The following is an 11,954-nucleotide window of genomic DNA, read 5'->3' as shown; positions in this document are numbered from 1 at the left end:
GTTATGCACGCCATGATCGCGCGCCCGCCGCATCTGAAGGCCGCCTTCGCCGGCTGCTTCGCCTGGGAGCGCTACGACGGCCACACACGCGGCGGGATCATCTCGCAGTACGGCACCGGCCCGACCCGCACGCTCGAGGACGACATGAAGGCCACGCCCGTGCAGGGCGACGAGGACCGCGTCCTGCTGCGCCAAGCGGCCGAGGAGCATCAGAAGTCGACCAACCTGCTCGAGCTGATGAAGTCCATGCCCTATCGCGACAGCTGGTCGCCGCTGGTCATGGCCAAGTTCTGGGGCGAAGTCAGCATCGGCGCCTATCTCAGCCAGTTGAAGGCCTCGAACGTTCCGCTCTACATTCAGGGCGGCTGGTACGACGACTTCCGAACAGAGGGCCTGATCGCCCAGGCCAACCTGCCCGGCCAGGCGCGGATCGTGATCGGCCCTTGGCGACACTGCCTGAGCAACGGCTTCGACCTTCGCGCCGAGCAGCTGCGCTTCTTCGACCACTATCTGAAGGGCGAGGCGACGGGGATCGAGACCGACGCGCCCATCCACTATTTCACGATCGGCGCGCCGAAGGGCCAGGAGTGGCGCTCGACCGACCGCTGGCCGCGTCCCGACGCGCGCGACGCGCTGTTCCTCGACGCGGGCGCGCTGAAGGCCAAGCCCGCGACCAAGGCGGCGGCCGCCAGCGTCACGGTCGACTATGCGCCCACCTGTCCGCCCGATCCGGTGCAGCCCAACTGGGGCCCGTTCGCCCAGCCTTGCCATCCGGCCAAGGCCAGCTTCGTCTACAGCGGCCCGGTGCTGAAAGCCGATACCGAGATGACCGGCTCGCCGCTGGCGGACCTCTGGATCTCCTCGACCGCGCCCGAGCAGCCGGTGTTCGCCTATCTGGAGGACGTCGCGCCGGACGGCTCGGTCACGGTGGTCAGCGAGGGCCGGCAGCGCGCCTCGCTGCGCAAGGTCGTGAACGCCCCCTGGGACACGATCGGCACGCCCTGGCGCCGCGCCTGGACCGAGGACCACCAGCCGCTGAAGGCCGGCGAGCCCGTGCGGGTGTCGTTCGACATGCTGGCGGTGTCCTACGTCTTCAAGGCCGGTCACCGGGTGCGGATCGCCGTCAGCGGGTCCGAGCCGCGCGAGCGCGCGCGGATCGAAACCTCGCCGCCGCCCACCTTGACCCTGCACACCGGCGGCGACACGCCGTCCAGCGTCATCCTTCCGGTGCGGAGCGCGCCGTGATGACCACGCCATTCAAGCTCTACATGACCGGCGACCTCGTCCTGGACGAGCCCAACGCCGACTTCTTCTTCGATAAGGCCCGCCCCCTGCTGGCGGAGGCCGACCTGCTGATCGGCCATGTCGAGGTTCCGCACACCACGCGAGGCCGGGAGTCGGTCGGCGACATCCCCGCCCCCGCCAGCGCTCCGGAGAATTTGAAAGCCGTCGGTCGCGCGGGCTTCCACATGGTCAGCCTGGCCGGCAACCACATCCACGATCGTGGCGGCGAGGGCATCGAGGACACCATCGCCAACCTTACCGCTCAAGGGATTGTCAGCGCCGGCGCCGGCCTCGACCTGGACCAGGCTCGACGGCCAGCGCTGGCGGCGCGGCGCGGCGTGCGCGTGGGGCTGCTCAGCTACAACTGCGTGGGCCCCAAGGAGGGCTGGGCGGGGCAAAAGCGCGCCGGCTGTGCCTATCTGAAGATCATCACCCACTACGAACTCGAGAACGCCAACCCCGGCGGGCCGCCCAAGGTCTACACCTTCGCCGACCCGGACACGGTCGAGGCCATGCAAGCCGACATCGCCGCGATCCGCGATCGGGTGGACGTTCTGGTCGTGGCCTTCCACAAGGGCGTGGTCCACACTCCGGCTCATATCGCCATGTACGAGAAAGCCGTGTCGCGGGCGGCTATCGAAGCCGGCGCGGACATCGTCATCGGCCACCACGCCCACATCCTGCGGGGCGTCGAGGTCTGGCGCGGCAAGCCGATCTTCCACGGCCTGGGCAACTTCGTCACCGTTACGCGAGCCCTGACGGCGGAAGGCAACGACAATCCGGTCCGCCGCGCGTGGGCCGAGAAGCGCAAGGCGCTGTTCGGCTTCGAACCCGATCCAGCTTACCCGCTTTATCCCTTCCATCCCGAAGCCAAGAACGGCATGGTCGCGGCCTGCCACATCGATGCGGACGGTGCGATTAGTCCTGGCTTCCGGCCTATCTGGATGACGGCGACAGGCCAGCCTGAGCCGCTCGGCGACGACGCGCGCGGTCGCGCGGTGGCTGATTATGTCGCGTCGATCAGCCATAAGGCCGGCCTCAAGACTGAGTTCGCCTGGGAAGGCGACCGCGTCGTCTTCAAAAGCGCATGACCATTGACCGCGACGGACAAAATCGACGAGGAAGTCCTTCAGCCGCCGGAGAAAAAGACCGCCGATGACCGCCAAGGCCGAGCCCATCGCGACCGTTGAAGACGACGAACCCCGAGGCGAGATTTCCCTTGGCGTGCTCGACGACTTGGTCGGCTTCCGGATCCGTCGGATCCAAAATCACCTGTCGCGCGCCTTCAACGCCCTCCTGGACCGCGAGGAAATTCGCCCTGGCGCATTTTCGGCGCTGGCCCTCATCGCGGCGAACCCAGGCCTTTCGCAAAAGACGCTGGCGCGCGAGGTCGGTTTCGACAAGGCGACGATCGTCGCCATCCTCGACAATATGGAGCGCCTGGGCTGGACGATGCGCCAGCGGTCACAGACCGATCGGCGCCGTCACCTCCTCTTCGCCACGCCGGTCGGCCTGAAGGCTCTGGAGGAGATGCGCGCCCTGGCGCACGTCAACGAGGCGTCGATCAAGACGGCCCTGACCGACCAGGAACATCAGATCCTGCACACGCTGCTCGACAAGCTTTACAAGCGCTGCTTCGCCGACAGCGAACAATAGGCCTTAGGCGGTCGCCGGCTCGTTCGCTTTCAGCCAGCGAGCCCCGATCACCAGAAAGATCGCCGCCAGCAGGAATCCCATAGAGACCACGACCAGCGCGGTTTGCAGGCCCGCGGCGGACGCATGAGCGCAAGCCTGCGCGACGTCCGCGGCCGCGCCCTTGGCCGCGCGGCCGCCAGGACAGGCGGCATGGAACACGCCGAGCGCGGCCGGGAAGGCTTGGCCGGCGACGCTGTCGCTGACCCCGCCCGCCAGCAGCGGACCGGTCATGCCGCCGATCACCGTCGCGCCGAACATGAAAACGGCGGCGCCGGTGGCTCGCATGGTGCCGGGCACGATGTTCTGCACCGCGGCGTACATCGGCCCATTCTTGAGGTTGTAGGCGACAGAGGCGGCCAGCAGCAGCGGCAGTCCCAGCACCCAGTTCTGCTGGGCGAAGGCCAAGCCATAGAAGAGGCAGGTCAATACGCCGCCGACCGCTGGCACCAGCACGTAGGAACGTCCGCGCGCGTCGGCCAGCTTGTCGGCCGCCAGGCCGCCCAGAAAGGTTCCGGCGAGGCCGAGCATTCCTCCCAGGCCCACGACGCCGCCGGCATCGGACAAGGTCAGGCCATGCGTCCGCATCATGAACGAGACGGTGAAAACCGTGACGCCGTTATAGGCCAGGCCGATGAAGGCGCCGCCCACCACCAGCATCACGAAAGCGGGGTTGCGCAGCAGCACGCCCAGGTCCGCCAAGAAGGTGGAGTTGGACTTCGCTTCGACCTTCGCGAAGGTCTCGGTGTGGGTTCGATCGCGGGGCTCTCGAAGGGTCAGCCAGGCCAGCAGCGCCAGAAGCAGGCCTGGCAGGCCCACGACCAGGAACGCGGCGCGCCACCCCCACTGCTGGGCGATAAGTCCGCCGACGATCGGCGCCAGGATGGTGGCGAAGGACGGCGCGGTGCTGACGATCGACATGACCATGCCGCGTTGGCGCATGCTGAAATTGTCGGCCAGCAGAGAATGGCTGACCGGAAGGCAGCCGCCCTCCCCCATGCCCACGCCGACGCGAAACAGCAGCAGCTGGACAAAGCCCTGGGCGACGCCGCAAAGCGCCGTCATCGTCGACCAGACCGCGACCACCGCCGCCATCAGGCGGGCGCGGTTGGTCCGCTCGGCCAGTCGGGCGACAGGAATGCCGGCGACCGAGTAGAACAGCGCGAAAGCGGGACCGCTCAACAAGCCCAGCTGCCAGTCGCTGAGCCGCAACTCGCGCTTGATGGGCTCTTGCAGAACGTTGAGCACGATCCGGTCGAGGTAGTTGCAGATGGTGATCAGCAACAGCAGCCCGACGATATAGATGTGATAAGGTCGCCAGACGATCTTGCTCGTCGCGCCAGCCTGGGACGTATCGACGTCACCGCGTACGGCGTCAGACATGAGTTTCCTCCATGGCGGCGGTCGCCGCGCCTTCGGTGGGCGCCTTATTTGTTTCTACATCATATTGTTTGTTACGCAAATCATTTGACAGCAGGTCAATCTGACTTGGGGCGAGCTCGCCTCGGCGGCCGAGCTAAATCTCGGCGATCCGTTCCAGCACGGCCAGCATCTGCTCTTTCTTGAGATCGCCGAGCGCGGCCAGCACCTTCTTGTCGTGCGCCGCATGCGCCGCTTTCGCACCCTGCAGAAGCGCCGAGCCTTCGGGGGTTATCGAGAGGGCGTAGGAGCGTCGATCACCGGGAACCGGATCGCGCCGAACAAGCCCTCTGGCCTGCAGTTGGTCGAGAATGATGACCAGGTTCGGGCGTTGGATGCGCAGCATGTCGCCGATCGCACGCTGCTGGAGACCGGGCGTGGCCTCGATGACCAGCAAGACCGAGAGATCCGTGACGCGCAGGTCAAAGGGCTTTAGCGCCGCCAACAGGTCCTTGAACACCGCGACCTGAGCCAGGCGGAGCACGAAGCCCACGGTGGTCTCCAACCCGCCCAACGAAGGGGTTGTCTCCGTCGTCGCCTTAAGTTCCGCAGCGTCAGCCATCAACGCATCTTCCTCACCTTGCTCGTTTCGTAGCACGGCGAGCGGATTCGCGCCGATCGTCGCGAATAGGAGCGACATCCCATAATAGTTATGACACATATCAAAAAAGACGCGACGCAGAGCGCGATGATGAAGAGGGGGAGGATCCATGATCGATGGAAACGACGTGGCGCGCGGACGCACGAGTCTGGTCGCCGTCGCCATCTGTTGCCTTTTGGCGGTCTTCGAAGGCTTTGACCTGCAATCGGCGGGGGTCGCCGCGCCTCGCTTGGCGCCGGACCTGGGGCTCTCGCCTGACGCCCTCGGATGGTTCTTCAGCGTCAGCACGTTCGGTTTGATGCTCGGCGCCGCCATCGGAGGCCGTCTCTCAGATCGACTGGGGCGGAAAACCACCCTGCTCTTCTCCGTGGCCGTGTTTGGCCTGCTGTCGATCGCGACCGGCCTTGCGAACGACCTCAACAGCCTTCTGCTCGCCCGCTTCCTGACCGGCGTAGGCCTGGGCGGCGCCCTGCCGAACCTGATCGCGATCGTCGCCGAGAGCGTCGAGCCTCGCCTGCGCAGCCGGGCCGTCGGCTTTCTTTATGCGGGTCTGCCCTTTGGCGGCGCGATCGCCAGCCTGGTCAGTCTCGCCGGCGCCGATCCTTCGGATTGGCGGGTGATCTTCCATGTCGGCGGCGCTGGTCCCCTGCTCGCCCTGGTCTTGGCCATTCCCCTGTTGCCCAATCCGCCGAAGCCCCTTGGCGCGGCTGGCGATGTTTCCGTCCAGAAGGCAGGCTTCGCCGAAGCCGCGTTCGGCGACGGGCGCGGCCTGACGACGCTCCTGCTGTGGATCGCGTTCTTCCTGGCTCTGCTGATCATGTACCTCCTGCTGAGCTGGCTGCCGTCGCTGCTCATCGGCAAGGGTCTTAGCCGCCCCGAAGCGGGCCTGGTGCAGATGGCTTTCAACCTCGCCGGGGCGGTTGGCAGCGTAGTGACGGGCTGGCTGATGGATCATCCCAACAGACGAACCCTGACCATACTCGCCGTCTTCGGCGCCTCGGCCGTCGCGCTCACCGCCGCGGCCGGGGCCCCCGCCTCGCTCCCGATCTTCCTGGTCGTGGGCGCGGCGGTCGGCGCCACCATCTCGGGCGTCCAGTCCACGGTCTATGGCATGGCGCCGAGCTTTTATCCCATGCGCCTGCGGGGCACCGGCGTCGGCGCGGCCGTCGTCATGGGACGTCTGGGCTCGGCCGCTGGTCCCTTGCTGGCGGCGTCGCTGATCGGCGCGGGACGCCCACCCAGTCAGGTTCTCCTGGCGCTTCTGCCGATCCTCGCGGCCGGCGGCGTCGCCTGTCTGTGGCTGAGCGGGCGCACCACGCCAAGCGACGACTAAATCCAGCCATTCCTGGTTCTTGGGATGCGGGGACGCGCGCGCTTAGCACGAGCGCGCGCGCGCCTCCGCATGCCCCTGAGGCTCGCGAGGCGCGGCCTTCACGCAACATTGTTCTTCGATTTTCAGAACGCCGCGAGAGGCGGTTGCACGCGGCATACAATCATGCTCTGAAATAGTTAGTACGCATAACAATCAGAACGATCACGAGCGCTCGCGCTGGATGATCATCGACGTACCGGGAGGAAAACCTATGCCCAGGATTGGGACTATCTCCGGCCGCCTGCGCGCCGGGGGACTGATGGCTTGCGCGGTGGCCGGTGTTCAGGCGATCGCGACACCGTCCGTCGCTCAGAACACCGACACCCAAACAGCCCAGATCGAAGAAGTCGTCGTGACGGCTCGCCGCCGCGAGGAACGCCTGCAGGACACGCCCGTCGCCGTCACGGCGCTTGGCGGAGAGGCCCTGCAGAGCCGCGGCGTCGAAAGCGTCGACCAGATCGCCAAGTTCGCGCCCAGCATCCGCTTCGACGGCGCCGCGGCGCTCAGCGGCGGCAATTACAACGCAACGGTCTTCATCCGGGGCGTCGGCCAGAACGACTTCGCGATCTTCAGCGACCCCGGGGTCGGCGTCTATGTGGACGGCGTCTATTACGCCCGCTCGATCGGCGGCACGCTGGACGCCTTCGATGTCAGTCGGATCGAAGTGCTGCGCGGCCCACAAGGCACCCTGTTCGGCAAGAACACCATCGGCGGCGCGGTGATCATCACCACCGACCAGCCGAAGGATGTGCTCGGAGGCAAGATCGAGGGCGTCGTCGGCAGCCTGAACCGTCGCGACCTCAAGGGCCATGTCGACATCCCGCTCAGCGACAAGCTGTCCGCCCGCCTCTCGGCCGCCCGCCTGACCCGCGACGGCTATGGCAAGCGTCTCCTGACCGGCGACGACCTGGGTGACCGCAACGCCACCGCCGCCCGGGCTCAGCTGCGCTGGGAAGCCTCGGACGCGGTCACGGTCAATCTGTCCGCCGACTATACGCGCGCCCGCGAACACTCCGCGCCGCAGAAGCTTCTAGTGATCGGCTCGGTTCCCGGCTTCGTGGCGGGACCGTTCATCGCCAACTTCAACACCTATGTCGCGCCAGGCCTCGGCATCACCGCGCCGAACGGCTCCAAGACGCTCAACACCTCGTTCCTGACCAACGATCCGTACACGACCTATGGCACAGGTCCGAACATCAACGACCTGGACCTGTGGGGTGCTTCGGCCACCGTGGACTGGGATCTGGGCGCGGTGTCGTTCAAGAGCATCAGCGCGATCCGCGGTCTGAAAGCGACCTTCGCGCGCGATGGGGACAACACCCCCTTCACCTTCCGCGAGACCTTCAACCACGACGTCCAGGCGCAATACAGCCAGGAATTCCAGCTCAGCGGCCAGTCGTTTGACAACCGTCTGACCTGGGTCACCGGCGTCTACGCCTTCCGCGAACGCGGCACCGACTCTGGCTTCGCCAAGCTGGCGCTGGGCCTGGCCCCTGGCGCCTCTCCGCCGCCCTATAGTCCGTCGGCGGCGGTCTACACCAAGGTGACCAGCACCACTTACGCGGCTTTCGCCCAGGGCAGCCTGACCCTGACCGACCGCCTCAGCGCCACGCTGGGCGCGCGCTATAACCGCGATGAAAAGGACTATGTCCTGGACCACCGCCGCATCCGCGACGGCGGCGTGATCGCCCAGTTGTCGCGCAGCGGATCGTGGAACTCGTTCACGCCGAAAGTCGGCCTGGAATACAAGGCCACCCCCGACATCCTGCTGTATGCGTCGGTCGGCAAGGGCTTCAAGAGCGGCGGCCTCAACGCCCGCCCCCTCAACGATGCTTCTGAAGTCACCGAGTACCAGCCAGAAACGCTGGTCACCTACGAGGCCGGCGCCAAGACCGCCTGGCTGGATCGCCGCCTGATCCTGAACGTCGCCGGCTATTTCAGCGACTATCAGGACATCCAGGTGACGGTGAATCAGACGCCGCGCAACTTCGTCGCCAACGCGGCGGCCGGCGAGGTCAAGGGCGTCGAGGTCGAGTTGCAGGCCCGACCGACGACCCACTGGAGCTTCAACTTCGGCGGCGGCTACATGGACGCCAAATATACCGAGGTCGGCAACGGCCTGGCGGCGGGCCAGGTGCTGCCAATCACCCTGGCGACGCACTTCGTGAAAGCGCCCAAGTGGACGCTGAACGGCGGCGTCGAATACGGCCACGACCTGTCGAACGGAGGTCGGGTGACCGCTCGCGTCGACTGGACCCACTACAGCACGGTCTATAACGACGTGGCCAACGACCCCGACCTGACCCAACCGGCCTACGACCTGTTCGGCGCGCGTCTGGCCTATGCCTCGCCTGATCAACTCTGGCAGATCGCGCTGTTCGGCTCGAACCTGTCCGATGAGCGCTACATGGTGTCCGGCAACGCCTCCAGCGGCTTTGGCCTGAAGGAAGCCAGCTATGGCCGTCCCCGTGAATGGGGTCTCAGCCTTAGCCGGAAGTTCTAAACCCGCCTCAACGCCTTGCCCGAGCGCTCCCCGCTTCGGGCAAGGCAAAGGGGCTAGCGATTTGCGGCCTGGTAGTCGGCTTCCCACCAGCCCAGCAGGTCCCTCTCGCCCATGATGGAAAAGAAGCGCGTCAGGATCACACGATGACGCTCGGCGAATTGCCGCCAGATCGGCGTGTCGAGCAGCTCGGCGGTGATGACGTAGCCACGAGACGCCTTCTGACACAGTCCATTCTCGGCAAGCCGCAAAGCGTTGCGCCTGACGGTTTCGAACGGCAGACCCAGTGACCGCGACAGGGCCAGGGCGGAGACGGGTTCGCCGGCGCCGGCCCCCGTCGCCTGGCTCTCACGCAGAATCGTGAACAACAGGACGATGCCGAGGGGCTCGTGAACCATCGACAGAAGCGTCTCGATCAATCGTAGGAAATGATCGCCCCAAAGCCGCATCATGTATCTGTGCGGGATCTCTCCATCGCCGGTCCCCCCCGTTGGCGCGTCCAGCGCGCCCGCGCGTCTGAGGGCGCAATAGAGGTCGCCGATCGCCCGCCAAGTCGCCTTGGCGGTCTCGATGTAGACGGGGGTCGCGGTAACGCTCTTGGGCATGTAGACCCCCGCGCTCGTCTGGACCAGGAATCCAGACTCGACCATCAGCGCCACGCGCCGTCGCGCCGTCTCCTGGGGAATGCCGAGCGAGATGGCGATCGACCGTGATCTCACCGGCCTGCGCACCTCGTCGGGCGGCGGACTGCTCAAGCCCGCATAGGTCTTCTGGAACGCCAAGTTTCGAGCCATCGGCGCCAGGTTCGCCTGGGCTATGGCCAGCGCCAAAATCGTGTCGAGCGCCGAGCGGAAGGTCCCCCTAAGGAAACCGCTAGCAATCAGTTCAGCCGAGAGCGCGAGACAAAGCCTTTCGACGTCCCTGTCCGTACTCGAGGCCGACGGCGTCATCGCCGCGAATTCCCATCAAGTCTCTTGCCAAGCGCTACGCGCACAACACATGCCCCAAATGCCGCCTCGCGACATGTAGGCCTTGTGGTTAGCGGGCGCAATCAAGGCGGGCCAAGACTTGAACCTGCCATCAGGGATATAACGTAACCATCAAATCCCTTCCCGCGATGCGCAACGCATTCCCGCCAAGACCACGGCGACTTGGCCTCACCCGCGATCGCCGCCCGAACAGTCTTGCCTGACGCTGACCCGCGCCACCGCCCTGGCCTAGGTCGATGGCGCGATTACATGGACTCAGCGGCGAAGCGTGAACGCTCAGTAGAAGGTCACGTCGTCGAGCTCGAACCACAGCTTGCGGCCAGCCGGACGCGAACCAGACACCCCGACCTCCAGCAAATCCGTTCCGGTCCAGGCCCCCTCGCCTCGCCCCGACCGCTTGAAGTCGGTGAAGGGCACGGTGACCTTCGTCCAGGTCTTGTCGGCGGACACCGTGGTCGCCCAAGAGCCCGAAACGCTGTTGATGGTCAGGACATAAGGTCCGCCATCGCCGCGCAGTTCGAAGGTGACGCCCTTGAACGCCGAGGCGTCGACCGGCTCGACCGAGCCACGGCTCAGCGGCAGCAGGACGCCGGCGTCGGGTTCGGGTTTCTGGGCCATCTTGGCCGCCACGCTCAGCACGTGGTCGCCATCCCCGCGATCGATGGTCTGAAGAACCTCGACACTGCGGTCACGACCGCCGTCGAAGTCGCTGAGCCTTAGGGTATCCAGGCTGGTGCGGCCGTCGGCGCGCTCGAAGTCGTCGATCAATGGCCCCTTGGCCTTCAGCACCGGCATGGTCGGCTTGTCGTTGGCGGGCGAGCGGGTCGAGCCGGGCCCGAACACGGCCTTGCCGTCGATGAAGACGCGATCGACCTTGCGGATGTCGGTGATGGTCGCCCAAGGCTGGCCGGCGATCAGCACGAAGTCAGCGCGCTTGCCCTTCTCCAGGGTGCCGCGGTCGGCCAGCAGGTTCATGGCGCGGGCGCTGGTGGCCGTGCCGGCGATCAGCGCCTCCGAAGGAGAGAGGCCCGCCTGGACCAGCAGCTCCATCTCCCGCAGCGTGGAGGCGCCGTGCGGCGTGCCAGGCATGCCAGCGTCGGTGCCGAGCGCGATCGGGATCCCAGCGTCCTTCAGGGTCTTCACATTGGCCAGGGCGTAGCCGAACTTCTGGACCGCCAGCTTGGCGCGGGGGCTATCGGCGTCGGCCGGCGGCTTCTGCCCTGGCTTGACCGGCTCGTACACCGCCAGGGTCGGGGCGTAGAAGGTGCCGTTGGCCTTGAGTTTGGCGACGGTCTCGGCGTCGATCGGCTCGTCTTGCAGGCTGTGGGCGATGATGTCGACGCCGCTGCCAGCCGCGACAGCGCCGCGCTCCACCGTGACCGTGTGCGACAAGACCTTGAGGTTCAGCTTGTGGGCCGCGTCCGTCAGGGCCTTCAGCGTCCAGCCATCCATGCTGGTGTTGTCGGGCGAGGAGCCATAGCGCCAGCCGTCGGTGAAGGCCTTGATGGCGTCGGGCTTGTAGGGAGCCAGGCCCTCGATGGCGGCCTTGGCCGCTTCGGGCGTGTTCACCCAGCGCGTGGTCGCTTCGTCAGCCCAGTCGGCGCCGTGACCGCCCGGCGTGCTGACGCGGGCCACGAAGTTGACGTGCGGCGCCGTCAGGGTTGACAGCCATTGCCGGCGCGGCGCGAAGGATTCCGGCTGCTGGTGGAAGTCGTTCACCGTGGTCACGCCCGAGGCCAGATAGGCGTCGGCGATCTTGGGCGTAATGGCCGGCGCGCCGGCCGGGGTCCAGTGCGTATGGACGTCGAAGAAGCCGGGGACCACGGCCTCGCCCTTGGCGTCAATCACCTGGGCGCCCCTTGGCGGCTTCGCCTTGGGGCCGACATCGACGATGCGGCCGTCCTGCGCCACCAGAACACCCTTGTAGGGCGCGGCGCCCGTGCCGTCGAAAATCTGGGCGTTGATGATCGCGACGGCCGGCGTCGCGGCGTGGGCGGCCGCCACCGGCAGCAGGACGCTGGCGGCGATCAGCGCGCCTCGGAAGCTGGCCTTGGAGAGCCCGAGTTGGAGGACGATCATGGGACGCTTTCTTTCTGG

The 11,954-nt window shown here is 66.5% G+C and carries 9 protein-coding genes; 5 read left to right on the top strand and 4 right to left on the bottom strand.

The window, feature by feature from the left end; genetic code table 11:
- The 3 genes from AX690_RS17265 to AX690_RS17255 all read left to right on the top strand — a co-directional run.
- The coding region (locus AX690_RS17265) for a CocE/NonD family hydrolase (protein WP_066730501.1) at positions 1–1,245 on the top strand (1,245 nt) is incomplete at its 5' end.
- Positions 1,245–2,375, top strand: a complete 1,131-nt coding sequence (locus tag AX690_RS17260; RefSeq protein WP_066685481.1) for a CapA family protein — start codon at positions 1,245–1,247, stop codon at positions 2,373–2,375. The genes AX690_RS17265 and AX690_RS17260, both read left to right, overlap by 1 nt.
- 64 nt (positions 2,376–2,439) lie before the next feature.
- Positions 2,440–2,940 carry a MarR family winged helix-turn-helix transcriptional regulator gene (locus AX690_RS17255; RefSeq protein WP_066685483.1) on the top strand — a complete coding sequence of 167 codons (501 nt, stop codon included), beginning with the start codon at positions 2,440–2,442 and terminating at the stop codon, positions 2,938–2,940.
- A 3-nt stretch (positions 2,941–2,943) separates the two neighbouring features.
- On the opposite strand, the gene AX690_RS17250 is transcribed toward AX690_RS17255, so the two are convergent.
- Complete coding sequence (locus AX690_RS17250) at positions 2,944–4,359, bottom strand: MFS transporter (protein ID WP_066685485.1); 1,416 nt, start codon at positions 4,357–4,359, stop codon at positions 2,944–2,946.
- 133 nt (positions 4,360–4,492) lie between these two features.
- Positions 4,493–5,035, bottom strand: a complete 543-nt coding sequence (locus tag AX690_RS17245; protein ID WP_231732231.1) for a MarR family winged helix-turn-helix transcriptional regulator — start codon at positions 5,033–5,035, stop codon at positions 4,493–4,495.
- Between the two features lie 70 nt (positions 5,036–5,105).
- On the opposite strand from AX690_RS17245, the gene mhpT reads away from it, so the two are divergent.
- Both mhpT and AX690_RS17235 read left to right on the top strand, forming a co-directional pair.
- Entirely contained in the window at positions 5,106–6,329 is a 1,224-nt protein-coding gene (gene mhpT / locus AX690_RS17240) for a 3-(3-hydroxy-phenyl)propionate transporter MhpT (RefSeq protein WP_066685487.1), read from the top strand.
- Positions 6,330–6,579: 250 nt separating this feature from the next.
- Complete coding sequence (locus tag AX690_RS17235; protein ID WP_066685488.1) at positions 6,580–8,871, top strand: TonB-dependent receptor; 2,292 nt, start codon at positions 6,580–6,582, stop codon at positions 8,869–8,871.
- Positions 8,872–8,924: 53 nt separating this feature from the next.
- On the opposite strand, the gene AX690_RS17230 is transcribed toward AX690_RS17235, so the two are convergent.
- Together AX690_RS17230 and AX690_RS17225 are read right to left on the bottom strand one after the other, a co-directional pair.
- On the bottom strand, positions 8,925–9,818 hold the full coding sequence (locus AX690_RS17230) for a hypothetical protein (RefSeq protein ID WP_066685489.1): 894 nt from the start codon (positions 9,816–9,818) through the stop codon (positions 8,925–8,927).
- Between the two features lie 315 nt (positions 9,819–10,133).
- Positions 10,134–11,936 (bottom strand): CIA30 family protein, encoded by a 1,803-nt coding sequence (locus AX690_RS17225; RefSeq protein ID WP_066685491.1) that lies wholly within the window; start codon positions 11,934–11,936, stop codon positions 10,134–10,136.
- Positions 11,937–11,954: the final 18 nt, after the last annotated feature.

The sequence above is a fragment of the Caulobacter sp. CCH9-E1 genome (assembly GCF_001556515.1).
In the GTDB taxonomy this organism is placed as follows: Bacteria; Pseudomonadota; Alphaproteobacteria; order Caulobacterales; family Caulobacteraceae; genus Caulobacter.
Note: the sequence above shows the minus strand (reverse complement) of the source record. Positions and strands in the feature narration are given on the sequence as shown.

Coding starts and splice junctions, on each gene's coding strand:
- mhpT (WP_066685487.1), top strand. CDS start 5,106: ATGATCGATGGAAACGACGTGGCGCGCGGACGCACGAGTCTGGTCGCC.
- AX690_RS17230 (WP_066685489.1), bottom strand. CDS start 9,818: ATGACGCCGTCGGCCTCGAGTACGGACAGGGACGTCGAAAGGCTTTGT.
- AX690_RS17245 (WP_231732231.1), bottom strand. CDS start 5,035: ATGTCGCTCCTATTCGCGACGATCGGCGCGAATCCGCTCGCCGTGCTA.
- AX690_RS17235 (WP_066685488.1), top strand. CDS start 6,580: ATGCCCAGGATTGGGACTATCTCCGGCCGCCTGCGCGCCGGGGGACTG.
- AX690_RS17255 (WP_066685483.1), top strand. CDS start 2,440: ATGACCGCCAAGGCCGAGCCCATCGCGACCGTTGAAGACGACGAACCC.
- AX690_RS17250 (WP_066685485.1), bottom strand. CDS start 4,359: ATGTCTGACGCCGTACGCGGTGACGTCGATACGTCCCAGGCTGGCGCG.
- AX690_RS17260 (WP_066685481.1), top strand. CDS start 1,245: ATGACCACGCCATTCAAGCTCTACATGACCGGCGACCTCGTCCTGGAC.
- AX690_RS17225 (WP_066685491.1), bottom strand. CDS start 11,936: ATGATCGTCCTCCAACTCGGGCTCTCCAAGGCCAGCTTCCGAGGCGCG.